The organism is Leifsonia sp. Root227 (genome assembly GCF_001428745.1).
Classification (GTDB): Bacteria; Actinomycetota; Actinomycetes; order Actinomycetales; family Microbacteriaceae; genus Leifsonia.
Map to the genome: position 1 here is coordinate 155,921 of NZ_LMIO01000004.1, position 24,673 is coordinate 180,593.

Genomic DNA, 24,673 nt, shown 5'->3' on the forward strand with positions numbered 1-24,673 from the left:
CGAGACGCCGGAGCCACCAAAAGACAGGACACGTGCATCGCCCCCTGGTGGGGCGGGGGGTCGTCGGCTGGCACGGCCGGCACCCAGGCCGGATTCCTCGGATCGAGGGCGCCGCCAGCTCCAGTATGGGGGGGATAGAACTGGCGGCGCCGGTTCCGCGCCTTCAGACGCGAAACGGGAGGCAAGCACAGAGAAGATGCGCCTCCACTGAGTAAGACACACCACCGCCGAATCCATCACGCCAGCGCCGAATCCGCCACCTGCCGGCGTCGTCGACCGGGCCTCTGGGTGCCCGATATGCTGACCTCACGCGCGGGAGGCACGACAGACGGCGAGTTAGCAACGATGACCATTCGGGTTGGAATCGTGGAGGATCATCCCGCCATGATGCTCGGGACGATAGCGATCGTGAACGCCCAGCCAGACTTGCGCGTCGTTGCGGCGGCGAACAGCATCCGTCAGGTGCTGGCGCTGCGAGAGTTCCCCGACGTGGTGCTGCTCGACCTCTCGCTGAGCGACGACTCGAGCCCGTTCGCGAACACACAGCTGTTGGCCGCGGGCGGCGCGCGCGTGCTGGCGTACACGTCGGGTGACCGTCCCGAGCTGGTCCGCGATGCCGCGCGAGCCGGGGCGGTGGGGATGATCCGCAAGACGGAGCAGACCAGCGCCATCGTCGACGCTGTCCGGACGGCGGCTCGGGGCGGGGTGGTCGCCGGCGCGGATTGGGCGGCGGCGCTGGAGGGCGATCGCCTTCTCACCGATGCCAGGCTCACCCCCCGCGAGTCCGAGGTATTGGCGCTGTATGCCTCAGGCGCGACGGCGGACCATGTCGCGGAGCTGCTGTACCTGTCCCGCGACACCGTGACAGAGCACATCAGCAACATCCGCAAGAAGTACCTGGCGGTGGACCGGTCAGCACCGACCAAGGTCGACCTGTTCCGCCGCGCAGTCGAAGACGGCTTGGTCGACTCGCTGTGAACAGTGCGCGACCCGCCGCCCCGTGGGCGATCGAGCGCATGCTCGGGTGGGTACTTGCGCTCGGCGGCCTGGTGCTGACGCTCGCCGCCGGCGACCGCGTCCTGCGGACGACGGACGAGTTCGTGCTGTGGTGGTCGGCGCTCGCGTTCGCGGCAGTCGGCCTCATCGCAGCGATCGCCGCGGGGGGCCGCGTGCTTCCTCTGCGGATCGTGCACGCGCTCGGCGTCTCGGCCATCGTCGTCACGATCCTCGCCCAGGCGACCGTTTTCCTCGGGTACAACGGCGCGCATCCCGACCTGCTCCGGCCGTGGATCTGGGCGCTGGAGCCGATCATGATGTGTTTTGTGGCGCTGATCACCCCGTTACCGGTCACGATCGGATACGTCGTCCTCAGTACGCTCGCTCCGGCGCTTTCCGGACTCCTCTTCCTCGGACGCGTGCCGCACGAGGTGCTGCTGCAGACTCCGATCCATCTGGGCAATGCAGCCTTCGTCGCGATCCTGATCGGAATCCGGTCCCGGCTTCGCGACAGGGAACGGATCGAGCAGGAGGGCCGTCGCAGCGTCGAGCGCGGGGCACTGTCTCAGGCGCGAGCCGAGCGGCAGGAAGAGCTCTCCCGCCTGGTGCACGACGAGGTCCTCTCGACACTGGTCGCGGCCACACGGCTGCCGGGGAAGCCCATCCCCGAGTTGCGGGCGGCCGCGGAGGTCGCGTTGCGCGTGCTGGGTGCTGCTGCCGCGCCGGACGCCGAGGACGGAGCAGAGGAGGACGTGTGCAAAGCCCGTCAGCGGCTCGTCACGATCGCGTCGCGGTGGATTCAGCCGGCTGACGCCCGCATCGACGCCGCGATCGGGCGCCTCCCCACGCTCGTGGTGTCCGAGGCGGGACGAGCGATGGCGGAGGCGCTGCGCAACTCTGCTCTGCACGCCGATGGAGCGACGACTCGCCGGGTGACCGGAGTGATCGGCCCGGACGCGCTCCGCTTGGTCGTCACCGACGATGGCCCCGGCTTCGATGTCGATACCGTGCCCGCGGAACGGCTGGGCGTGAGGGGCAGCATTCTCGGGCGGATGCGAAAGCTGCCAGGTGGGTCTGCGACGATCCACTCTGATGTGTCCGGCACCCGCGTCGAGCTGGAGTGGCTCCGATGAGCCCAGCACCCGCGAGGACGGCCAGCGCCGGGCTCGCGACCACGGGCGCCAGGGTGGCACTGATCGTGGTCTGGCTGACGGGCGTCGCGCAGGCTGTGCTCGGTGGGTGGTTCCCCGACTCGGGTGGCGCGATCGGGGTCGTCGGCTTCCTGCTGCCCTTAGCCGGAGCGGTGCTGGTCACCTCGCCCGCGCCCGGGCCGCTGCCGCGGCGGCGGGCGCTGATCGTGCTCGCCGGTCTGCTCGTGGTGGCGGTGTCCGTGCTCCTGTTCCTCGAGCTGGCAGACCCCAGCGCCGGCGAGGTCTGGCTGTTCAACGTGAACTCGTATCTGGCGGCGCTCCTGATCATGCGGGGCAATGTCGTGATCGGCGGCATCGGAACCGTCGCCGTCGTCGCGTTCGCACTGGCGTGGGGGGTGTACAGCGGGCGGCTGGGCGTGGATCTCGCCGAGCTGGTCCTCCCCGCCGTCAGCGCTGCAATCGTGGGCGCGACCTGGCGCTTCGTCCTCGCCGCGGTGGTCCGTCGCGAGCATTCCGCCCGCGAACGAGCGGCACTGGCCGATGCCGAAGCCCGTGCCGCGGAAGACGCGACGCGAGCATCCCGCGCAGAGCTCGCAGAGATCCTGCGGATCGCCCGACCATCACTGAACGATCTCGCCGCAGGTCGGACGATCGACGACGGGTTCCTCCGGCAGCTCACTGTCGCCGAGGGTGGGATTCGGGACCGCATCCGGGCTGCGGGGCTCGCGCATCCAGCGCTGGCGGAGGCTGTGGACGCGGCGCGGCGCGGCGGCGCACGCGTCCTGATGCTCGGCGGAGAGGACCCGTCGGGAGCGGTGATCTCCGACACCCTCGCCGGGGCCCTCGCCGAGCTGGTGGCACAGACGGTCGACATCACCATCCAGGCACGAGGAAGGGGTGTCGTCTCTGTACTCATGCGTCCGGAGGGAGGCCCGGCCGTGCGGGTGCTCCTCGACGCGGAAGGTCAACCCGCGAACGGCCAGACGAGCGGCACGTAGAACACCGCCACCAGGAAGTACAGCGCCATCAGCGGCAGGCCGAGTCTGGCGTAGTCGCCGAACCGATAGGCTCCCGGCTCCATCACCATCAGATTCGCCGGTGTCGCGACAGGGGTGAGGAACGCTGCGGCACCCGCGACGGTGAGCCCCATCAGGAACGGCAACACGGATTGGTGTGTGGCATCGGCCAGGGCGACAGCGACCGGCGCGACGATCAGCACCGTCGCCGTGTTGCTGATCAGTTGGCCGAGAACCAGAGTGATCAGCACGATGACCGCCAGAGCAGCATATGGGCCGGCGTCGCCGAGCAGCGAGCTCAGCGCATCCGCGATCGCCGTCGCCGCACCGGTCGTCTGGAATGCCGTGGCCATCGGGATCATCCCTGCCACCAGAATGACCGTCGTCCACGAGATCGACCGGTACGCGCGCGTGACGGACACCACCTTGGTGAGCACGAGCACCACGGCGGCGAGCATTCCCGCTACGGCGGCGGGGACGATCCCCGTGGCGAGGAGCACGATCATCACGAACAGGATCACGGCGGCTCGCTTGGCCCCCGCGCCGAGCGGCACCGCGCGGCGGAGCGTGGCGGGATCGTCGACGACGAGCACTTCGCCGCTCCCGCTGGTGTGCTTGTGGAGGTCGTCCCAGCTTCCGTCGAGCAACAGTGCGTCGCCGGCTCGCAGGACCGCTCCCCTCTCGGCGAGCGGCTCCCCCGCGCGATTCACGCCGAGGATCATCAGGTCTCCGCTCGGGGTGCACATTCCGGCGAAAACGTGCAGGCCGATCAGGCTGGACCGCGGCGGCACGACGACTTCGGCGATCCCCCGTCCTGCCGTCATCATCGCGCGATCGGATGCGACCTCGTAGTCTGCCCGCAGGGTCGCGGCGAGCTGTTCCACGTCGATCGGCGCGGAAGCGGCTGTGCGGTGCGGCAGGAGGCGCGATCCGAACAGGAGGATGATCGCCAACGTGCCGACCAGCAGCGGCAGGCCGGCCAGTGCGAATTCGAAGAAACCGAACTGCCGTCCGCCGGAGTCGGCGGAGAGATCGGACACGATGATGTTCACCGGAGTGCCGGTGAGGGCGAGCATGGATCCCGCGTGCGCAGAGAACGCGAGAGGGATCAGCATCTGAGAGGGGGCGACCTTCGCTCGTGCCGCCACGACGACCACGAGGGGCAGCAGGGCGGCGACGGAGCCGTTCACGCTGATCACCGCGGTCACCACCGCGACGAGGATGCCGATCGTCAGGAGCAGTGGCACGCGTCGCACGCCGGCGCGGCTGATCACCTCCTGCCCCGCCCAGGCCACGATCCCGGTCGATTCGAGCGCTTCGCTCACCACGAACAGGGAAGCGATGAACAGCACCGTGGGATCGCCGAACCCGGCCAGCGCCTGCTGAAGGTCCAGGATGCCGGTGAGATAGAGCGCGAGCGAGACGCCGATCGCGACCGCGCCGAGTGGAATCCGGTTCGAGACGAAGGCCACCACCGCGACGGAAAGGATGACGAGGGTGGTGACGATCGGATCCATTGCCCTGACACTAGGGCGGCCGTCACCCCTGTCCCACCCCCATGTCTGGGGGGTTATCTTGCAGGTCGGACGCGCCACTCGGAATCATGGAAACGGCGGCGGATGTCCTCGCCACCGATCCATGCACCGTACTGAAAGGGCGTCATCCGTGGCCTTGCACCGAAGTCGTCCGCAGTCCGTCCGGCGACCGGCGCGTGCATCGTGAGCAGTGACGCGGCCGCGCTGACGAAAGCCCCGAACAAGGGCTTTCTGAACTGGATCGAGAAGGCCGGCAACAAGGTGCCGAACCCGACGATCATGTTCCTCTACCTGATCGCCTTCATCGCGGTGCTCTCCGCAATCCTGTCCTGGGTGGGAGTGTCCGTCACCGACGAGGTCGTCACCCCTCTTCCGCACGATCAGTTCGCGCAGGTCAACGAACAGTTCGGCGGGAACTGGCAGATCTTCGACACCACGACCGGTCAGCCGGCGGATGTGCCCGACTACACGGTCGAGACGCGCACCGTCGAAGTGCAGAACCTGATCTCCATCGAAGGCATCCGCTTCTTCTTCTCGTCGTTCGTCAACAACTTCGCCGGCTTCGGGGTCGTCGCCGTCGTCCTGATCGCGATGGCCGGTGTCGGCGTCGCTGAGCACGCCGGCCTCATGGGGGCGCTCATCCGGCGAACGGTGAAGGTCGCTCCCAAGCGGTGGCTGGCGTTCATTCTCATCTTCGTCGGCGTGCTCTCTTCGGTGGCGACGGACGCCGGTTACCTCATCCTGGTGCCGCTCGCCGCCGCCGCGTTCTTCACCGTCGGCAGACATCCACTCGCAGGGCTTGCAGCGGCGTTCGCCGCCGTCGGCGCCGTGTTCGGGGTGAACCTGCTGATTACTCCGAGCGACAGCATGCTCACCGAGGTCACCAATGAGGTGCTCTCGGCCGCAGGGATGAAGACCCTCGAGGTCACCCAGAACTACTACTTCTCCGTCGCCTCGTCGATTCTGATGGCAGTGGTGGTGCTGCTCGTGACGGTCTTCATCACGGAGAAACGACTCGGCCCATTCAATCCGGCGGACTACACGGCGGGCGACGGCGCGGACGAGAAGGTCGACGAGAAGGCGGAAGCGCGAGGGCTGAGGTTCTCGTTCTGGGCGCTGATCGGCTTCATCGCGGTCATCGTGCTGCTCACCGCTCCCCCAGGCGCGCCGCTGCGCGACCCGGAGACCGGCGCGATCATCGGCACCACGCCATTCATGGCCAGCCTCGTCTTCATCATCACGCTCGCGTTCCTGGTCTGCGGCGTCGCATACGGAGCGGGGGCGAAGACGCTCGTCGGCGGGAACGCCGCCGTAGCGGCGATCGCCAAGACTTTCGGGAGCCTCGGCGGCCTGCTCTTGATGTTCCTGATGATCGCGCAGTTCATCGCGCTCTTCAACTGGTCGAACCTGCCGACGGTCGCCGCGATCTCGGCGGCCGAATTTCTGAAGTCGGCGAGCGTTCCGGCGATCGTGCTGCTGGTCGCGTTCATCCTGGTGATCGTGATTCTGGACTTCATCCTCCCCGGGCTGGTGCCCAAGTGGGTGATCTTCGCGCCCGTATTCATCCCGATCTTCGCCTCGCTCCACGTGGCCCCGCAGACGCTGCTGGCCGCTTATCGAGTCGGCGACTCACCCATCAATGTCCTGACCCCGCTGATGGTGTACTTGCCGTTCATGGTCACCGTCGCGCAGCGGTACAAGAAGGACGCCGGTATCGGCACCATCATCGCGCTGATGATTCCGTACACGGTCGCGATCCTGGTGAGCTGGACGCTGCTGTTCATCACCTGGTTCCTGCTGGGGATCCCGTGGGGCCCTGGCTCTCCGGTGCAAACCGGCGGCTAGGGCCGCCCGGAGTCGATCGTCGCCCCCGCCATTCGTCACCCCGCCATTCGTCATCAGAGGAGCACAGAACATGACCAGCAGGCAGAACACGGTGACCCAGGCCGATATCGCCGCCGTTCCGGGGCTCGACGCCCTGGATGCGGTGTCGGTGATCGTCGGCTCGCAGACCGATGCCGAGGCGATCGGCATCGGCGTGTACTCCGACGCCGACGTGCCACGGTCCCTCGGGTTCGATCGTGCAGACCTCGCGGACGCGGGATTCGAGGGGAAGGCGGGCTCTGCCCTGCTGCTGCCGCAGGCATCAGGGCCGGATCTGGTCGCGGTCGGTCTCGGACCCCTGGCCGATGTCGACGCAGCGGGCTTCCGCGACGCCGCCGCATCCCTCGTCCGGACCGCATCCCGCAGGGCCAGGCTGAGCCTTCGCGTCGACGACCTGGCCGGCGTCGACCCGCTCTCCGCGATCCGTGCAGCCACCGAGGGCGCCCTCCTGGCCGGCTACCGCTACACGGCGCTGAAGAAGACCTCGACGCACGTTCCGTTGATCTCGTTCACGCTGGATGTTCCGGACACGGACGGCGCGGACCTCGCCATCGCTGCCGCCTTCGTATCGGCCCGCGCCACCATCGTCGCCCGCGATCTGGCGAACACCCCTCCCGGTCATCTGACCGCGACGAAGCTGGGCGAGATCGCCGTCGAGCTCGGCACGCGATTCGGATTCGGGGTGGAGCTGTTCGACAAGCAGGCGCTCGTCGAGCTGGGCTGCGGAGGTCTTCTGGGCGTGAACCAGGGCTCGACGGAGGAGCCTCGGATGATCAAGCTCGAGTACACGCCCGAGGATGCGACGGGTCATCTGGGTCTCGTCGGCAAGGGCATCATGTTCGATTCCGGCGGCATCAGCCTGAAGCCGAGCGACCCGATGCATCTGCTCATGAAGATGGACATGAGCGGCGCCGCTGCCGTGCTCGGCGCGTTCACGGGGCTGCGCGACAGCGGAGTGCGCACCAGGGTGACCGGCTGGCTGATGTGCACCGACAACATGCCCTCCGGCACGGCGTACAAACTCGGCGATGTGCTCACCGCGCGCGATGGAACCACTGTCGAGGTGAAGAACACCGACGCCGAAGGGCGCTTGGTGATGATGGACGCACTCGTGCTCGCGAACGAGGCAGCCGTGGATGCCATCGTCGACATCGCGACGCTGACCGGTGCGGCCCTGGTATCGCTCGGCGCAGCCACCGCCCCGATCTTCGGCAATGACTCTCGCACGGTCGAGTTGGTCCGCGCGGCATCCGCTGCCGCCGACGAACCGGTGTGGCAGCTGCCGCTGGAGCAGAAGTACCGCCGGCAGTTGGACTCCACCATCGCCGACATCGCCAACCTCGGCGGCCCCTACGCCGGTGCCACCACCGCCGCGTTGTTCCTCCAGCACTTCGTGGGCGAAACCCCGTGGGCGCACCTCGATATCGCGGGCACCATGCACGCGGACCAGGACGACTCCTGGCGGACCGTCGGCGCGACCGGATTCGGGGCACGGATTCTGCTCGAGACCGCCCGCACGTTCGCCAAGAAGGACGCAGCATGACGCGTTCACACCGGATGGCGCTGTTCTCGATCACGGCACTCGCCACGACACTGATACTGACGGGATGCGCTCCCGCTGCGGCGCCTCCTGCCGGCACCTGGGGTTCATCCACGGAAGGCGAGCCCCAGCTCGTCCTGCAAGCGAATGGCTCCCTGTCCGGCACAGACGGATGCAACCGTCTCAGCGGAACCTGGAGCACATCGGGAAGAACGGTGACGTTCGGGGAAGTGGCGTCCACGCGGATGGCGTGCCCGGGGGTGGACACCTGGCTGACCGACCTGGCCACGGCGACCGTTTCCGGCACCACCATGCACGTCCTCAACTCTTCCGGCACCGAGATCGGAAAACTCTCCCGCTGAGCCGGCCGATGGGGACACCCATACGCCTTCGGTAGCGCCGTCGCGCACCGACCTCCGGCCACCCAGCCGGCCGGACCGCCACACCACGCCACGCCACGCCACCGGGAGCTTTCGGCTGTCCCACCACAGCCCGGAATCGTGCCTCGAACGGAACCTCGGATCGCCCACTCGGCGCCGTTGCCGCCTTCCGGGGGCGGACGCGAAGAATCCGCGTTATCGACAGCTCCCCATCGGGTCTTCAAGGGTGGGTCAGCTGTATCTCAGCATGAATCAGTGTCGACCCGACGCGAACACGAGCCCGCTCACGCAGGCACGGGGTCGCGCACGCGGTTATTACAACGAAGTAGACAGGAGATTCACATGAAAAAGTTGACCACAGGACTCGTGGCAGCGGGCGGAGGGCTCGTTCTCCTCCTCGGCACCTCCGGATCGCTCGCCTTGTGGAACGACGCCGCGAACGTGGACGCCGGCAGCGTCTCGTCCGGTGTGCTCACGGTCGCCGCGACCGGAGGGTCCTGGTCGGATGACCTCGACCACTGGGTTCCTGGCGATTCCGAAACATACACCGCGAACGTGTCCGTCGTCGCGCAGGGCGACAACCTCACCTCGCAGATCTCGATCGACCCAGCATCTATCACGGGCGATCCCGAGCTCCTCGACGCACTCGATGTGTCCCTCACCTTCGGCACACCCACCGGGGGAACTTTCACGCCCGTCGCCGGTGAAAACAACGTCTTCGACGTCGTGCCGGACGATCCGACATCGACCACTCCGATCACAGCTCCCGTGACGGTGACCGTCACCTTCCCCGCCGACTCCGTCACGGACACCGTGGCCCAGGGGCAGACCGTAGAGCTCAGCGGAATGAACTTCGTTCTGCAACAGGTCGCTCCCTAACGAGGCCGGTCAGTGGCACGATACGAAAGGCCGTGCCGGCCGCGGGGCCGAGGAGACGTCACGTCTGCGCGGCCCCGCGGCGGATCACTCTCGACCACGGCCTTCCTCGTCGTGATCCTCGCCGTGGCGGCGCTGACGATCACGCGCGGAAGCTACGCGCTCTGGAACGCGACGGCCCCGATCGCCTCCACAACGATCGTGTCCGGCACGTTGACCGCCACCATCGCTGTCGGCGCTACGGCCTCGCCGACGAGCACGACAGCGGAATTCGGGCCGGCGACCTGGGCAGGCATGCTGCCCGGAGAGACACGGCTGGCCGACTTCACCGTCGCGAACACCGGCAACACCCCGTTCACCCTCGCTGCCTCGCTCGACGATGCCACGGCGAGCAACGGGGACGTACGTTTCGCCGCCGGCCCTGCCCCGTGCCCGGATGGCGGCGCAGACCTCGAAACACTCACGGAAACCGCGGTCCGCATCGGCCCAGTGCAAACGGCATCACAAGCTCTCACCTATTGCCTGGCGGTGACGCTGCTTCCAGACGTTCCGGCGAGTTCCCAAGGCTCGAGCATCGCCGCGTTCACGTTGCTTCTCTCGGCAGATCAGGAGACGCCATGAAACGGACACGAGTCGATCGCGGCCGTCGTACAGCGGTGGCCTTGTGCTCCCTCCTCTCTCTAGCACTCGTTCTCTCTGGACTGGGCGGCGGTATGGTCGCGGAGGCATCGTGGAGTGCTCGACTGACCGCCACCGGTGTTGTCGGTGCCGGCAGCGTGGCCGTCTCGGTGGGAGCGCTCCCGCCGATCGCATTCACGAACTCGTCGATGACCGCTACCGCGGCGGTCACCGTCTCGAACACGACCACAGGCGTCAGCCCTTTTCCGGCCGCTGTCGAAACAGAGTTCACGACCTCCAGCACCGACCAGCTCGTCTCATCCACCCGTGCACTCGCGTGGCCCGTGTCGGCCGCGACGGAGTGCACAAACACTGCCATCCCGAACGGGGATGCGGTTCAGGGCACGTGGGCGGGCGGCGTCACGGTGAACACCGCCGCGCTCGCCCCTGGCGACTCCCAGGTCATCTGCATTCGCAGCAGCATCGACTCCCGCCAAGACGCCGCCGCGGTCTCCGGCGCACGGACAGCGGACGTCAGCGTTGAAGCACGGCTGTCCCTCCACGCCTTCGCTGCTACAGCCGAGGCCGCTTCCGCGATCAGCACGTCGCAGATCTACCCCTTCGCAACGCTCGGCAACTTCTGGTACAACATCAATCCGTCCGGCCAGTCAGGGTGCTTCGACGTGACCGGCGGGGTCAACACTGCTCCCGGTGCACTGCTAGGAACCTTTCCCTGCCACGGAGATCTGGACCCGAGCTTCTCCAATCAATGGTTCACGCTCACCCCGTTCGGCGGCTCGATCGTGGGCATTCGCTCAGCCGGCCCTGCCAATCGATTCGCTCAACCGAACACGACGGGCGGCGTCGCGATGCAGCTTCGAGACACTGCCGAACCCGCGCAAGGCTGGGAGCCCCAGCTTGTTGCGCCTGGCCTCTTCCAATTTGTGAACGACGCATCCGGACTGTGTCTCACGGCGGGTGTCTCGTCGTCGCCCCTCTCCACACAGGAATGCAATGGATCAGCGCTGCAGTCGTTCAGCGCCACCCAGCTGCCGGTCGCTGCGCCGACGGACACGGGAGACGGAACGTGATGCGCGCGGTGGCCCGCGGCTGCCTGCTTCTCCTGACGACGGGCCTGCTCATCGGCACCGGCGGTCCCGCTCTGGCTGACAACGGTGCCGAGCCTGCTCCGCACATCGCCGAAGTCTCCCCGGATGGCATGACGTATACCCGCTCATACAGCGGCCTCTTCGACGGGAACATCCTTGTGCCGCACGGCACGGCGACCGACTCGTTTCTCGTCAAGAACAACGGCACAACGCGTGGGTACCTCCGTATCGTTCTCACCTCCGTCGAGATACCGAATCTCGACGTCCTTGACGCATTGACGATATCGGCGGGCACGACAGAACAGCCTGGGCGGCCGCTGCCTGTCTCCGCTGCGAGGCCGTGCCTCACGCTGCTTGAAGGCGCATCGCTACCAGCGGGGCAGAGCGTGCAGGTGAGGTCGGTGCTGGCTTTGAACGATCTCTCGGGAACTCACGGCCAGAACGGTGCCATCGAATTCAGCTTGGGAGTTCTCCTCTCTGAGAGTCCGGCTCAGAACGACGACGCGTGTCCGGGAGACAGGCCATCCCCTGGACCGATTGCCGATGCGCACCCCGCGCCTCCCGGAGCACTTGCAGCGACAGGGCTCGCACACGCTGGGACCGTGACCATGGTCGCTGCAGCAGCGCTCGCTCTCGGCAGTGCTCTTGCCCTGTGGAGGCGCCGGCGCCACTCGACGTCCCCGTCTGGTCGTGGTCCGCATGCCTGAGCTCGCCGTCTCCCCCCGGCATCAGGCGACAAAGGCGCGTCTGCGGCCCCGGAAGATCTTCGCGTCGATCGGCGCTTCTGCGGTGTCCGGCCTGCTCGTCGTCGTTCTGGTCATCGGATTCTTCGCCCTGTGCGTTCCGGCGTTCACTGGATCGCTTTCCTACGCCATCCTCACTTCGTCGATGGAGCCCAGCCTTCCCCCCGGAACGTTCGTGGTCGTGCAACCGACACCGGCAGACGCCCTCCGCGTGGGAGACATCGTCACGTACCAGCTCGTCTCCGGCAAGCCTGCGGTCGTGACGCATCGGATCACCGCGGTGTCCGTCGACTCAGCAGGTTCGCGGGCCTTCACCACCCGGGGCGACAACAACGCCGTCGCCGACGCAAAACCTGTGCGAGCGGAGCAGATCAAGGGGAGGGTCTGGTACGCGATCCCCTATCTCGGTTGGGTATCCACCTTCCGGAGCACGATCGTCGGGGGTGCGATCATCTCGATGATCGGATGGCTCTTGCTGGTGTACGGCCTCGTTCACGTTTCGTTCGTCGCCGTTACCAAGCACCGAAGGCGCACGCTGCAGCGCAGTGACTGAGCCTCATTCACCCGTTCGCGCCTACGGACCCAATGCATAGAAAGCGCACCCATCCGGCTGGTCGTCCCCGACGGGCCGGTCGGATGACCACGGCTCCTAGCCGAACGGCATGGTTCCTTTGGCTTCTCCACGCCATCCGGTCAAGCTAGGAGTTCGCGTCAATAAGGTGTTGACTGCGGCCTCAGCACGATGGCAGCGATGAGCGTTCCATCGGCTACACGGCCACGTTGTCAGCCGAACCGGCGCCAAACAAAGGAAGGCCGCCGGCCCGCGGTCGCGAGCGGGCCGGCGGCAGCGCGCCGAGTAAACCCATCGGCACGCTACTGGGCGGGAAACCCGAATAACCCGCCACTCCTTAGACTCCCGACTTCGCACTTTCTAACGCGCACGGAAGGGTCGCTCCTATCTCGGAGTAAAGACGTAGGTAACCTTGCCCGCCGCAACCGAGACGGACACGAAATACTTCTTGCTCGTGGCGCCGAGCGCATCATCAGAGGCTGGAAAGACCTTGAAGCCAGCAGATTCCAATTTCTTCGCGGCCCGTTCGAGCAGTCCGGAAGAATCCGACTTCACGATCACACGGCGCCCTTTCGAGTCGCCCGTCGTGCCCTCGTCCGTCACGCTGCCGTCGATGATGGGAAGACCCAGCGCGCTGGCGCTGGCGGCCGTCGTAGACGGCGACTTCTCAGGAGCAGGGGTGCACCCCGCGAGCAGCAGCAGCGCGACCGCGCCCGCTACGATCTGCCCGGCAATCCGCCGCTGCCGTTTCGTCGCCTGGGCGCCTTCGCGGTGAAGCTCAATTCTTCCTCCATCGTTCAATTCCATACATGGAGAGACCCGCTCTTCGCCGTTTGATCACGCGGTGGATCAGGGCTGGTTGCGACGAGGTCCAGGGGAAACAGCGGTCACCCCGTTATGAGCGGCACTCGATGCGCTCTGAAACAGGTGAGATGCCACACGATTCGAGCGTGCGCGGACCTATCCGTCGGCGCGGAGTAGCGGGAGCACATGGAGAGCAGCACGAAGCGCATCACTCTGGCCTTCTACGTGTCCGCGGAGTTGAGAGCACGCGCTCGCGCCGCGTACCGAGCCACAGGTGGTCTGGAAGGCGACCCCAGCTGGTCCGGGATGTTGCAGAAGGCACTCCTGGCGGAGGTGGAGCGACGTGAGGGAGCCCACAACCGCGGTGACCCGTATGACCCGGTAGACGATGCACCACTCCCGCCTGGCCGACCGAAAAGATAGCGCGAGATCACACGCGCGGGATGTCGGAAGTCTGCTCGCCTCGACTCGCCTCTGTCGCGTTATCTGCCGCCCGCCCGCGTGTCTGATTACCTGAGCTCGCATGGTCGTGCGGGCCTCGATCCGGGCCGACTGCAGCTCGGGAGCCGGAAGGAAGTACAGGGTGACGGCTCGTCTCCAATCTCCAGCGAAGCGCCACGCCAAGCCACGCTGCGAGTCCGGTCAGAGTGCATCGTCCCGGCAGAACGCAGTTCGGTCGACCAGTCAGGCGGGCTCATGAGTGCGGCTCCCGACGTCGTGATCGTGGGGAGCGGACCGAACGGACTCGCCGCCGCAGTGACGATGGCCAGAGCGGGACTGAGCGTCACGGTATACGAACGGGCCTCTGAAGCTGGTGGTGGCGCTCGCACGGAGGAGCTCACGATCCCCGGCTACCTGCACGACGTGTGCTCCGCTGTGCACCCGATGGCCTTGGCTTCACCGTTCTTCGAACGATTCGAGCTCGCGAAGCGGGTCGAGTTCCTCACGCCCGACCTTTCCTATGCACATCTTGCTCCCACGTTCGTGGGACTGTCCTACCGGGATCTCGATCGCACGGCCGACGGTCTCGGCGCAGACGGTCGAGCATGGAAGTCCGTGATGGGTCCCCTCACCAGGCAGATCAGCGGCCTGGTGGACCTGTCCTCTGGCGCACCCCTTCGGTTTCCTTCCTCGCTTTCCGCAGCCGTGCGACTCGTCGCATCCGTCGTCGAACACGGTTCACCGCTGGGAACATTGCGGTTCCGTGAGGACATCGCCCCGGCACTTCTCGCTGGACTCGGCGCACACACGGTGCAGCCGATGCCGACATTCGGAGCTGCAGCCGTCGGGCTCGTCCTCGGCGCACACGCGCACGCGAGGGGCTGGCCCATCCCGGTGGGTGGGAGCAAGTCGATCGTCAACGCCCTCATCGACGACCTTATGCGCCACGGCGGGGAACTTGTGCTCGACCATCAGGTGGACACCCTTGAAGCCCTGCCACCCGCACGATGCGTCATGCTGGATGTGAGCGCCCGCGGCTTCCTGAACATGGCACACAACCGCTTGCCATCCGGCTATCAACGCCGACTATCGAACTTTCACTACGGTCCAGGCGTCGCAAAGGTCGACTTCGCGCTTGCCGGTCCTGTTCCCTGGTCCAACGCGGAACTGTCGGATGCAGGAACGATACACGTCGGCGGCACGGCGACTCACGTGGGACGTACGGAGCGGGAGATCGCGCGCGGGCGTCACGCCGACGATCCGTACCTCCTCCTTTCGCAGCCGACGCGCTTCGACCCTTCCCGAGCCCCCAGCGGAGGGCACGTGCTGTATGCGTACGCGCACGTGCCAGCAGGATCGACGCGTGACCAGCTGGACACCGTCACCCGCTCGGTCGAGCGCTACGCCCCCGGTTTTCGCGATCTCATCATTGGAACGAACAGCGCCACGGCTGCAGACCTTGCCGCTCACAATCCGAACTATGTCGGTGGTGACATCGGCGCCGGTGCCGTCACCATGTGGCAGATCGCCGGCCGGCCGAGGCTCGTGGGCTCGCCGTGGACCACGCCGATCGACGGCGTCTACTTGTGCTCCTCCTCCACATCGCCCGGCCCGGGGGTCCACGGCTTGTGTGGGTGGAACGCGGCTAAAGTTGCGCTGAGGAAGACATTCGGGTTGCGGGAGCCTGACTTACGATTCGAATGAGATTTCGTGACGCACGTGATTTTCTGGAGTGACTTACATGTCATGAGGGTCGACGACCTCAATGGTCACGGACCCGATCGTCGATTCGTCGACAACTGCAGACACGTCATGCGTATGTGACAGTGCGGCAACCGCTGTGGTGGTCGCGCTTCCGTCCGCGTCCGTGATTGCCTGACCAGTCGTCAGGAGGAACCTGGGGCTGGGTGTGAAGTGAACGTGCGCTCCGGCGACCGGATTGCCGTTCGCGTCAGTGACCTTCGCCTGTACCAGATAGAAACCCTGCTCTTCATATCGAAGCACGTCCGGAGAGATTGTGAGCGTGGAACGCGAACCGTCTGGCACGCCCGGGCGAAAGCGAGCCACGTCTTCCCAGAGCTCGATGCCCTTCCACGTGACGTGGATGCGGTGCGCACCGGCCTGCACGGACGTGAAGCCCGCGCGGAGGACACCATCGTCTCCCGTCGTTTGTGAGCCGACGAGCCTCACTGCCGGATCTGCTGAGATGTGCACCGTGATCCCTGAAACGGGATTGTCGAAGCGATCGAGCAATTGCATCCGTAACCAGTGCGTATCTGTTCCGTCTGCCACGCGAGCGTCAGATGAGCACTCCACGATCGACCGCTCGAGGCTTGGCACGCCAGCGACGAAGAGGGCCTCGCTTCGCTGCCTGACGTCTGACCCCGATACGGCCGCGACGATGCCGACGATTCCTGCCTTTGTCGTTCGGAGTGGTGCGCTCGCCACTCCCCTGTCGTTCGTCCGTGTGCTCAGCACATCCTGTCGGGCGTTCTCGAACGCGAAGGTGATCGCAACACCCGACAACGGCTCCCCTCGCGCGTTTCTCACTGTGGCCGTTGCCGTGTGAGTGTCGGATCCGTTTGCGATTCTTGCGCCGGTTGTCAGTTCGAGGGCGATCGTGGCGGGGGTTTGTCCCCACGGTGGCACCGTCGGGTGTGCGGCTCCGAAAGTCGTGACTATTGCGAGGAGGCCTCCCCCCATTTTGGCTAATGCGGATCGGCCGATTCTGATGGTCGTCACTGGTTCCTCACTGTGTTCGTAGTCGGGTGCTGACGGAGATCCACGGACCGGATCGGTCGCCTGCGGCATATCGGCCGCTCAGACGGAAGTCGAGAACGTGTGGCGGATAGGTCCCGCTCCACGCGCCGTCGGCGTCAAGCCGTGCTGCAACGAGCGCTGAACCGGCATCTGTCTGAAGTTCGAAGTGGGCTCCTGCTCTGCCATGGACCGCCAGCCTCCAGCCTTGTTCTGAGCGGTCGGCCGTGAGTTGTGGCGACTCGGTCGAGATCTCGACCGCAAGAGAAGTGTCGGGATCGTCTTCGAGCTGAAGGATCAGGTGGTCTGAGAGAACCTCGATCTGCTCAGTTCGCCACGTGCCCTCGGCGCTGGCACGTGCCCTGCCGACTTCCACAGCGTCGTGGTAGATCACGACCTCTCTGTGTGCCGGAGCGATTCCACGCATCACGGGGAAATACACATCATTCGGGCCCCGATCCACAGCGACCGCAAGCTCGCCGAGCGAGGTTCGGATCGCACGGGGGTTGGACAGCGGGTGTGTTCCGGCTCCCGGAGTCTCTGTCGGTCTCGGAGTGCTGCGCTCCGCACGTGGGGGGTCCTCCGGCGGGAGCGTCGGATCTGAAGTGCTTGGGGTGACTGGCGCACCCGACGCAGCCGACGCGCCTGACGCGCCCGCGGACGGGGGGCGGGCCTCACCCATTGGCTGAGTGTTAGGAGGATTGATGATGGAGAGACTCGCGAGGGTCGCGGTGAGTATCGTGCCGGCGGCAGCGCTCGCCAGGAGTGCAAGTGGAGGTCGGACCGGCGGCAGATGAAGTTGAGGCGGCTGGGCTCGGGTGCCGCCGAGTACGGCATCATGTTCCCCAGCCGGACCCTGAACGGAGGCCTGGTGCGAAGAGGGGCCGACATCGGCCACGGTCGGTTCGAATCCCTGAGCCGCCAACCGCGTGGCGCCCTCGTCGACTGCGGCGCGATAGCCGATACTGGCCGCCACTCCCACGGCTAGCGGAATCAGTACGAACGTCAGCCTCGAGCTCGCATTCGATGCCTCTCCGGCGAGTGTTGCGCACTTCGGGCAACCGCGAAGGTGGCCCTCGATCCGACCTCGATCGCGTGCGCGAAGCGCGTTCCTGCTGTAGGCGCCGAGCCGCTCGATCACCCATGCGTGAGTGTCGTCCTCCCCCTCCGATGTGATGTGTGCTTGGATCCAAGCCTGCCTCAGGCCCTCCCGCGCTCGGAACGAGAGCATGGATGCGGCCGCTGGGCTGATCCCGAGAAACTTGCCCACCTCGGCTGGGCTGTGACCTTCGACTTCCGAATACCAGAGCGCCTCCTGCCATCGTGGAGGAAGTGTCGCGAACGCCTCCGCCGTCATGCCGCGATCCAGAGCCCGCAGCGTTTCCTGGTCTGTGCTGGATTCGTCCACAATGTCGTCGGCCCAGTCGATCGGCACCTCCCTGTTGCGAGAGCCGATCCGAGCGGCCAGATTGCGGATGGTGACCAGTAAGTACATCCTGAACCCGCTCGTGGGGCCGCCGCCGCGTTTGATCGTGTGCAAGATCCTCGTGAACGCTTCACTGACGAGCTCGTCTGGATCGATTGACGACGTGATCGCGCGCGCTGCCGCTCTGCCCGCGTTGGCGTGGCGAACCCAGAGTTCGCCGTAGGCGGATGCATCGCCGGCACGCGATCGCGCGACGAGCTCACTGTCGGAAGCGTCAGCGTTCTCGAGAGGTTCTTCGGGTGTCGGATCCGTAGGTTCCGGGTGGTTGGGCATGGTTCCTCGTGAATCGATGGGCGAGACGGGTAGTGACACCAGGAGCGGCCTGCCGCACGGACCTTCCTCGGGAGAAGTGTTCCAATCCGTCCGCAGCGGATGCCGTCTTCGATAAAGCACTCAATGTAATAGGTGCAATCTTTCAACAAATATAACGGATTCTTCACCGGGTTGCATGTGGCGGTGTGGGTCGACGAGGGCTTCTGGCGCCGTCGGGAACCGACCATTCACTTTGAGGCGGTGCGGGGTTAGCCTGGCGGACATGCGCCTCAAGCTCCGCGTTGCCGCCCCGGTCCTCCTCGCAGCGCTTGTCGCGCCGCTCTTCCTCGCCTCATCGGCATCGGCCGCGACCACCTCGCAGTGGGCCGGGTGGGCGCCACTGACCGGCACGAGCAACAACTACACGACCACCGTGACTGTGGCGAACGACCCGCCGCTGATCGCGGACGTGACCAGCGACTCGCGCTCGGGCTCCGTCGGCGTCATCTCCGGCGCATCCACCTGGCTCGCCGCCGCCACACCGGTCGGGGCGAAGTACGGGTCGAGCCAGGGCAAGCCATACCTCAACCTGCGTCCGCGAGCGGACAACGCGACATCGCCGTCGACGACGACGTACACCTTCCGCACGCCGACGCCGACCTCCGGCTGGACGTTCGTGCTCGGCGACATCGACGCGGACAAGGTGCAGATCCGCGCGGTCGGCCCGGACGGCGTGCCGCTGACGACGGCGCAGCTCGGCTACCGCAGCAGCTTCAACTATTGCGTTCCCGGCGTCTGCACGCCGACGCAGACCCCGGCCGACCTACCCGCCTGGGACCCGGCCACCAGGACCCTGAGCGGCGACCCTGTCGTCAACCCGAAGTCCCTCGACACGGCAGGCGCATCGGCGTGGTTCGAGCCGAACGCGCCCATCGCATCCCTGACGTTCGTGTACACCAGAGTCACCGGCTTCCCGGTGTTCCAGACCTGGTTCGCCTCGCTCGCCCGTGACATCTCCGGAACGGTCACCGACGCCAACACCGGCGCCCTCGACGGCGTGCCCGTGACGCTCACGGATGCGAACGGCACCGTGGTGGGGACCGCGACGACCAGCGGAGGCGGCCACTACGCGTTCCCCGGCTTCCTCGCGACCAGTGGATACACGGTGTCGATCACGCCGCCGCTCGGCAAGATCGCGGTGACCGCGTCCACCGCACCCGCCGACCTGACGACAGCGGATGCTGTGGTCGACTTCGCGGTGCGCGACATCATCCCTGTCGCGGTCAGCGGGACGGTGAAGGACACGAACGGCCACCCCATCGCCGGCGCGACGGTCTCCATCGGCGGCGTCTCCGTGACCACGAACCCGGACGGCAGCTACCTCTTCGACACGGTGCCGGTCGGAACGCACCAGGCGCTGCTGACGCAGCCGGACGGCTACACGCAGACCAGCGGACCAGCGCCGTTCACCATCGTGTCCGGCTCGACGACGCCGATCACCGGCCAGGACTTCGTCGTGGCGGCCAACCCGACCATCAGCGGAACGGTGACGGCCTCCGGCAACGGGGTCGGCGGGGTGACGGTGAGCGCCACAGGCCCTGGCGGAACGGTCAGCACGGTCACCGCCGCGGACGGCAGCTACAGCTTCCCGCGCGTTCCGGCGGGGCCGTACACGGTGACCGTCACGCCGCCTGACGGCCTGGTGGTCGACGGTGCGGCGAGCCTCCCCGTCACGGTCGCGGCGGTCGACGTCACAGGCGTGGACTTCGCCCTCGCGAAGACCGGAGACATCGCAGGAACGGTGCTCGACACGACAGGGGCGGGCGTCGCAGGCGCGACGGTCACGATCGACGGGCCGGCGGGCACCGCCACCGTGACCACGGACCAGAGCGGCGCATACGGGGCGACAGGCCTTGTGCCGGGGACATACACGATCGACCTCACGCTGCCGGACGGATACACGACGACGGACCCACTTACGAAGACCGTGACGATCACGGCCGCCGGGGAGACGTTCGGGGCGGAGAACTACACTGTGGTCGCGCCCGTGGTGGTGCCGCCGACCACACCGCCCGTGACGCCACCGGCGACCCCCGACCCTGGGACGGGGCCGGCTGGGTCTGGAGGGTCAGGGTCGGGAACAGGCGGACTGGCAGCGACCGGGTCCGTCGTGGATGCGACGCCAGCGCTGATCGTGGGGGCCGCGCTGCTCGTCGCTGGCGCTGCGATCAGTGTCGGCAGGCTTGCCCGTCGGCGTCGGACGTAGAATCGGGGGGTGCCCGATGACCTGCTCGCCCTGGAGAACCAGGTCTGCTTCGGCCTCGCCGTCGCCGCTCGCAGCGTGATCGCGCTGTATCGCCCCGTGCTGGAGCCGCTGTCGCTGACGCATCCGCAGTATCTGGTGATGCTCGCGCTGTGGGAGCGCGACCCGCGGTCGGTGAAGGAGCTCAGCGAAGCTCTGCAGTTGGAGCCCGCGACGCTGTCCCCCCTGCTGAAGCGCCTCGAAGCGACCGGGTACGTCGAGCGGAAGCGGAGCACGAGTGACGAGCGCACGCTCGAGGTCACGCTCACACAGAGCGGCAGGGAGCTGCGGAGCGAGGCGGAGAAGATCCCCGGCCAGATCGTCGCCAGGCTCGGGCTGCCGGTCAGCGAGCTTGAGCACCTGCGCGAGGGATTGCACGCGATCATCGCGGCCGCGTCGCGAACCCCCTGAGCCGGTTACAGCTCCGTCGAGCCGGTCACAGCTCCGTCACGGGCACACGAGACGGGTGGCGTCGCGCTGGCCTTCCGGCCGGAGCACGGTGTGTTCCGTCATCGGCCGTCCACAGATCGGGCACGGGGATGCGGCGGAGCGGTGGTCCGGGCCTTCCGGGTGGCCTGCGCCGAGCTGGGCGGGACCGGCGACGCTGATCAGCTTCTCGTTCATCCGGGTGTACCAGCGCATGAAGCTTCCGGACATGATCTCCTCAATTCGTTAGTGCACTAACTAGTGTACGCCCGATTGACCTTGACCCGCGGGTCAGGGTTTACGCTGTGGGCGGAGGAAGCCATGCAGATCAGCGAACTCGCCCAACGGGCAGGCGTCACGGTGAAGGCCGTGCGCTACTACGAGAGTCTCGGCCTCGTGCTGCCGGACCGGCTCCCCAACGGCTACCGCGACTACACCGACGAGCAGGTGCGCGCCGTCACCGAGATCCGCGAGCTGGCGAATTCGGGCATCTCCCCCAGCAAGGCCACGCCGTTCATCGAATGCCTCGGCACCGGTCACCGGTTCAGCGACGAGTGCTCCGCATCCCTCGCCGCATACCGCGACAGCATCGCCGACCTCGACCAGACCATCGCCGTGCTCACCCGCCGCCGTGAGACCCTCGCCCGCCGCCTCGACACCGGCGCCTCCCGCGCGACCTCACCGGAGGACTGAGCCGCCGGCTCAACGCTGCAGCGCCCCGCCCCGCCCCGCCCGTCAGGCGTGCGGACCCTGCACCATCTCGCGGATGCGCTCGATCGCGACCTTCGGGCGGCGATCGTCGGTCACCAGGCCGTTGGTCTCCTGCCCCGTGTCCGCGAGCTGGGTGTAGCAGAACCCGGCGAGCACCGGGCTCGCCAGCGTCGCCGCCAGCAGCGCGCCGACGCGGTCGGCGAAGTCCTCCTGGCTCGACGCGGCCGAGTACCCCCATGCGCCGTCGACCTCGTGCGCGCGGTCGACGAACGAGACGCCGCCGAACTCGGTCAGCATCACGGGCGCGTTCCTGTCCCGCTCGCCGCGGACGAGCATCCGGCGACCGGCAGGCCCGAGACCGTCGAAGAGCTGCTCGACCGAGGAAGCCGAGCCGTAGCGCGCGGCGACGACCTCGCCGGACGCCTCGTAGTCGTGGATGGACAGGATGTCCGAGTCGACGTGCTCCCAGCCGTCGTTCGAGATGACGGGACGGGTGGGGTCGAGCGCCTTGGTCAGCGAGACGAGCGCGGCGGCGTAGTCGCGCATCCGGCGGTCGTGGGCGAGGTGCTGCACGCCCCAACTCTCGTTGGTCGGCACCCAGGTGACGATCGAGGGATGCGAGTAGTCGCGGTCGACGATGTCCACCCACTCGCGCGTGGTGCGGGTGACAGCTGTGGGCGTGAACTCGTACGCGGCGGGCGACTCGCCCCAGATCAGCAGGCCGAGGGTGTCTGCGAAGAACAGGAAGCGCGGGTCCTCGTACTTCTGGTGCAGTCGCGCCGCATTGAACCCGAGGTCCTTGATGAGTTGCGCCTCAGCGCGCAGGCCGTCCACCGACGGGGCCGCGAGGTGCGACTGCGGCCAGTAGCCCTGGTTGAGCACGGACCGCACGTAGTACGGGCGGTCGTTGAGCAGGAACCGCCCGCCGGCCACCGCCGCAGAGCGCAGCCCGAGGTAGGAGCGCACACTGTCGGCGCCGACGGACACCACCGCATCGACCAGCCGTGGATGCTCCGGCGACCAGAGCAGCTCCTCGTACGCCTGGCCGTTGCGCTGCTGCGGCAGGGGGACCGTCGCCTCGATCGTCCGTCCGACCGCCGGCACGGTCACCGCCCCGAGCGGACGGCCGTCGAAGGTCAGCGCGATGGTGAGCTGTGCGGCGTCGCCGGCAGGGCGGTTCAACCGGATGCGCGCATCCACTGTGCCCGCCACGAGGTCGGGGGTCCAGTGGATGCGCTCGATCGCCACCTCGGCGACGGCCTCGAGCCACACCGGCTGCCAGATGCCGGTGGTGCGGTGGTACCAGATCGAGTGCGGCTCGCGGTGCCAGTCCTGCTTGCCCCGCGGCTGGGAGAGGTCGGCCGGGTCATCCTCGGCGCGGACCACGACGGAGACGTCTTCCTGGCGGTCGCCTTCCGCGGCGAGCATCGCCGTCACGTCGAAGGAGAACGGCGATCCGCCGCCCTCGTGCTCGCCGACGAACCGGCCGCCGACCCAGACGCTGGCGCGGTAGTCGACCGCGCCGAAGTGCAGGATCACGCGCGGTGCGCCGTCACCGGTCCCGATCGTCCCGAGCTCGGCCGCGCCGATCGTGCGCCGGTACCAGACAACGGGATGGAACCCGGTGTCGCCGATCCCGGACATCGGAGACTCGGGAGGGAAGGGGACCACGATCGTGCGGTCGAAGCGGTCTGCGGCACCGTCGGCGAACCAGGACTGCGCGACACCGTCGTCCGCGTCGTCGTATGCGAACGCCCACTCGCCGCCCAGGTCGCACCACTGCTCACGCACGAGTTGCGGGCGTGGGTATGTTCCGTCGAGTGCGCTTGCAGCGGGGAAAGTCATGGACACTATCGTGCACTAGAAATGCAGCGCTGTAAAACAGCGGATGCTGTCGCGCCGGAATTGCGCAGGGCGGCCGGGCACCCGTGCGAATCCACTCAGACCAGCGGGGCGCTCTCCCGCGTCACCAGCTCGTAGCCGACCAGCTCGTGCCTGCCCATCGTGGCCAGGCCGTCGATCCGCTCGCAGAGCATCGCGACCGCCCTGGTCGCGAGCGCCGTGAGGTCGGGTGCGATGGTCGTGATGCTGGGGAAGGTCACCGAGGTCATGAGCGTGTTGTCCCATCCCGTGATCGCCACATCTTCCGGAACGCGGAGGCCGCGCTCCTGGAGCGCACGCAGCGCGCCGATGGCGGCCAGGTCGTCTCGGCACATGATCGCGTCGAGCTGCAGGCCGCCGTCCAGGGCCGCCCCGATCGCCACGGCTCCCTCCACAGGAGAGATGGCGTTGCTCGGGATGAGCATGGCCGGGTCGGGGATGATGCCCGCGTCTTCGAGCGCCGCCTGATATCCGGCGATGCGGAGCTCCGACGTGCGCGAGAGGCGGTCCGGCTCGTGGCCGGCGAAGGCGATCCTGCGGCGGCCGAGGCGAAGGAGGTGCGTTGTCGCCTCCCGCGCGGCAGCGACGTTGTCGATCATGACGCGGTCGATGCTGAGCGGGGCGGCCCCCTCGCCCAGGATGACCATGGGCAGAGAGCTCCTGGTCTGCGCGAGCTCGGCGGAGCTCATCACGCTCGGCTGGAAGACGATGCCGTCGACCATGCCGGCCTCGATGCCGGAGACCGCAGCGCGCTCCCCGTCCAGGGTGGCGTCCGTCTGCTCGAGCAGCACACGATATCCCTGCGCCTCCGCCACGTCGGACACCCGGCGGGCCAACTCGGCGAAGTACGGGAGGGTCACGTCGGCGAACGCCAGCGCCAACAGCCCCGTGCGTCCGGTCGCCAGCCTGCGGCCGAGGAGATTGGGCCGGTAGCCGAGCTCGTCGATCGCCTTCTGGACCCGTTCGCGCATCCTGTCGCTGACGTGCGGGTATTCGTGGACGACGTTCGAGACGGTCTTCATCGACACCCCGGCGAGCTCCGCCACGTCCTGCAAGCGCACACCCGCCACGCGCGTCTCCTCTCGTCATGAGAACTCTACTTTGCGGGCCGATTACCCCGAGTCACCAATTGTCCACCGCTTGACAGCAAATTTCTAGCGCTGTAATTTCGAGAGCAGCGCGGCTCCGCCCGCG

22 protein-coding genes are annotated in these 24,673 nt (G+C 67.2%); 15 read left to right on the forward strand and 7 right to left on the reverse strand.

The features are described from left to right. Window positions 1-345 precede the first annotated feature (345 nt). Genes ASE16_RS15420 through ASE16_RS15430 form a run of 3 tightly spaced genes read left to right on the forward strand, consistent with a single transcriptional unit; the run spans window position 346 to window position 3,145 of the window. Window positions 346-978, forward strand: coding sequence for a response regulator transcription factor (locus tag ASE16_RS15420; RefSeq protein ID WP_082581507.1), 633 nt, complete (start codon window positions 346-348; stop codon window positions 976-978). Then, window positions 975-2,129, forward strand: coding sequence for a sensor histidine kinase (locus tag ASE16_RS15425; RefSeq protein ID WP_157480418.1), 1,155 nt, complete (start codon window positions 975-977; stop codon window positions 2,127-2,129). The genes ASE16_RS15420 and ASE16_RS15425 overlap by 4 nt, the downstream gene beginning before the upstream one ends. After that, window positions 2,126-3,145, forward strand: a complete 1,020-nt coding sequence (locus ASE16_RS15430) for a hypothetical protein (protein WP_055897010.1) — start codon at window positions 2,126-2,128, stop codon at window positions 3,143-3,145. The genes ASE16_RS15425 and ASE16_RS15430 overlap by 4 nt, the downstream gene beginning before the upstream one ends. On the opposite strand, the gene ASE16_RS15435 is transcribed toward ASE16_RS15430, so the two are convergent. Next, window positions 3,112-4,680: an SLC13 family permease gene (locus ASE16_RS15435; RefSeq protein WP_055897013.1), complete on the reverse strand. Its 1,569-nt coding sequence runs from the start codon at window positions 4,678-4,680 to the stop codon at window positions 3,112-3,114. The genes ASE16_RS15430 and ASE16_RS15435 overlap by 34 nt on opposite strands. Before the next feature lie 201 nt (window positions 4,681-4,881). Here ASE16_RS15435 and ASE16_RS15440 point away from each other — a divergent pair, with 201 nt between their 5' ends. The 7 genes from ASE16_RS15440 to ASE16_RS15470 all read left to right on the forward strand — a co-directional run bounded on the left by ASE16_RS15440 (window position 4,882) and on the right by ASE16_RS15470 (window position 12,401). Beyond that, window positions 4,882-6,543 carry an AbgT family transporter gene (locus ASE16_RS15440; protein WP_200949671.1) on the forward strand — a complete coding sequence of 554 codons (1,662 nt, stop codon included), beginning with the start codon at window positions 4,882-4,884 and terminating at the stop codon, window positions 6,541-6,543. 70 nt (window positions 6,544-6,613) lie between these two features. After that, entirely contained in the window at window positions 6,614-8,125 is a 1,512-nt protein-coding gene (locus tag ASE16_RS15445; RefSeq protein ID WP_055897016.1) for a leucyl aminopeptidase family protein, read from the forward strand. Continuing rightward, window positions 8,122-8,484 carry an META domain-containing protein gene (locus tag ASE16_RS15450; protein WP_235500533.1) on the forward strand — a complete coding sequence of 121 codons (363 nt, stop codon included), beginning with the start codon at window positions 8,122-8,124 and terminating at the stop codon, window positions 8,482-8,484. The genes ASE16_RS15445 and ASE16_RS15450 overlap by 4 nt, the downstream gene beginning before the upstream one ends. Before the next feature lie 360 nt (window positions 8,485-8,844). Next, on the forward strand, window positions 8,845-9,381 hold the full coding sequence (locus ASE16_RS15455) for an alternate-type signal peptide domain-containing protein (RefSeq protein ID WP_055897022.1): 537 nt from the start codon (window positions 8,845-8,847) through the stop codon (window positions 9,379-9,381). A 111-nt stretch (window positions 9,382-9,492) separates the two neighbouring features. Continuing rightward, window positions 9,493-9,999, forward strand: a complete 507-nt coding sequence (locus tag ASE16_RS15460; RefSeq protein ID WP_055897025.1) for a hypothetical protein — start codon at window positions 9,493-9,495, stop codon at window positions 9,997-9,999. Window positions 10,000-10,421: 422 nt separating this feature from the next. Next, on the forward strand, window positions 10,422-11,087 hold the full coding sequence (locus tag ASE16_RS15465) for an RICIN domain-containing protein (RefSeq protein WP_157480419.1): 666 nt from the start codon (window positions 10,422-10,424) through the stop codon (window positions 11,085-11,087). 717 nt (window positions 11,088-11,804) lie between these two features. After that, on the forward strand, window positions 11,805-12,401 hold the full coding sequence (locus tag ASE16_RS15470) for a signal peptidase I (protein ID WP_157480420.1): 597 nt from the start codon (window positions 11,805-11,807) through the stop codon (window positions 12,399-12,401). 402 nt (window positions 12,402-12,803) lie between these two features. Here the strand turns inward: ASE16_RS15470 and ASE16_RS15475 are convergent, their stop codons facing one another. Continuing rightward, complete coding sequence (locus tag ASE16_RS15475; RefSeq protein WP_055897035.1) at window positions 12,804-13,226, reverse strand: hypothetical protein; 423 nt, start codon at window positions 13,224-13,226, stop codon at window positions 12,804-12,806. A gap of 183 nt (window positions 13,227-13,409) precedes the next feature. On the opposite strand from ASE16_RS15475, the gene ASE16_RS19875 reads away from it, so the two are divergent. Then, complete coding sequence (locus ASE16_RS19875) at window positions 13,410-13,646, forward strand: ParB family protein (protein ID WP_082581508.1); 237 nt, start codon at window positions 13,410-13,412, stop codon at window positions 13,644-13,646. A gap of 273 nt (window positions 13,647-13,919) precedes the next feature. After that, window positions 13,920-15,368 carry a phytoene desaturase family protein gene (locus tag ASE16_RS15480; RefSeq protein WP_055897038.1) on the forward strand — a complete coding sequence of 483 codons (1,449 nt, stop codon included), beginning with the start codon at window positions 13,920-13,922 and terminating at the stop codon, window positions 15,366-15,368. Between the two features lie 33 nt (window positions 15,369-15,401). On the opposite strand, the gene ASE16_RS19490 is transcribed toward ASE16_RS15480, so the two are convergent. Both ASE16_RS19490 and ASE16_RS19495 read right to left on the reverse strand, forming a co-directional pair. Next, window positions 15,402-16,406 (reverse strand): Ig-like domain-containing protein, encoded by a 1,005-nt coding sequence (locus ASE16_RS19490; protein WP_162255983.1) that lies wholly within the window; start codon window positions 16,404-16,406, stop codon window positions 15,402-15,404. A 7-nt stretch (window positions 16,407-16,413) separates the two neighbouring features. Continuing rightward, on the reverse strand, window positions 16,414-18,180 hold the full coding sequence (locus ASE16_RS19495) for a sigma-70 family RNA polymerase sigma factor (RefSeq protein ID WP_082581510.1): 1,767 nt from the start codon (window positions 18,178-18,180) through the stop codon (window positions 16,414-16,416). Window positions 18,181-18,442: 262 nt separating this feature from the next. Between ASE16_RS19495 and ASE16_RS15500 the strand changes: the two genes are divergently transcribed. After that, a complete protein-coding gene (locus tag ASE16_RS15500; RefSeq protein WP_055897046.1) occupies window positions 18,443-20,425 on the forward strand; it encodes a collagen binding domain-containing protein in 1,983 nt (660 codons plus the stop codon). A gap of 9 nt (window positions 20,426-20,434) precedes the next feature. Further along, the gene (locus ASE16_RS15505) at window positions 20,435-20,872 is read left to right on the forward strand and encodes a MarR family winged helix-turn-helix transcriptional regulator (RefSeq protein WP_055897048.1); all 438 of its coding nucleotides are present in this window, start codon (window positions 20,435-20,437) and stop codon (window positions 20,870-20,872) included. A 36-nt stretch (window positions 20,873-20,908) separates the two neighbouring features. On the opposite strand, the gene ASE16_RS15510 is transcribed toward ASE16_RS15505, so the two are convergent. Continuing rightward, the gene (locus tag ASE16_RS15510) at window positions 20,909-21,118 is read right to left on the reverse strand and encodes a hypothetical protein (protein WP_055897053.1); all 210 of its coding nucleotides are present in this window, start codon (window positions 21,116-21,118) and stop codon (window positions 20,909-20,911) included. A 90-nt stretch (window positions 21,119-21,208) separates the two neighbouring features. Here ASE16_RS15510 and ASE16_RS15515 point away from each other — a divergent pair, with 90 nt between their 5' ends. After that, on the forward strand, window positions 21,209-21,580 hold the full coding sequence (locus ASE16_RS15515) for a MerR family transcriptional regulator (protein WP_055897056.1): 372 nt from the start codon (window positions 21,209-21,211) through the stop codon (window positions 21,578-21,580). A gap of 42 nt (window positions 21,581-21,622) precedes the next feature. Here ASE16_RS15515 and ASE16_RS15520 read toward each other — a convergent pair whose 3' ends face one another. After that, complete coding sequence (locus tag ASE16_RS15520; RefSeq protein WP_055897061.1) at window positions 21,623-23,443, reverse strand: glycoside hydrolase family 2 protein; 1,821 nt, start codon at window positions 23,441-23,443, stop codon at window positions 21,623-21,625. A gap of 95 nt (window positions 23,444-23,538) precedes the next feature. Continuing rightward, entirely contained in the window at window positions 23,539-24,549 is a 1,011-nt protein-coding gene (locus ASE16_RS15525) for a LacI family DNA-binding transcriptional regulator (RefSeq protein WP_157480421.1), read from the reverse strand. Between the last annotated feature and the right edge of the window lie 124 nt (window positions 24,550-24,673).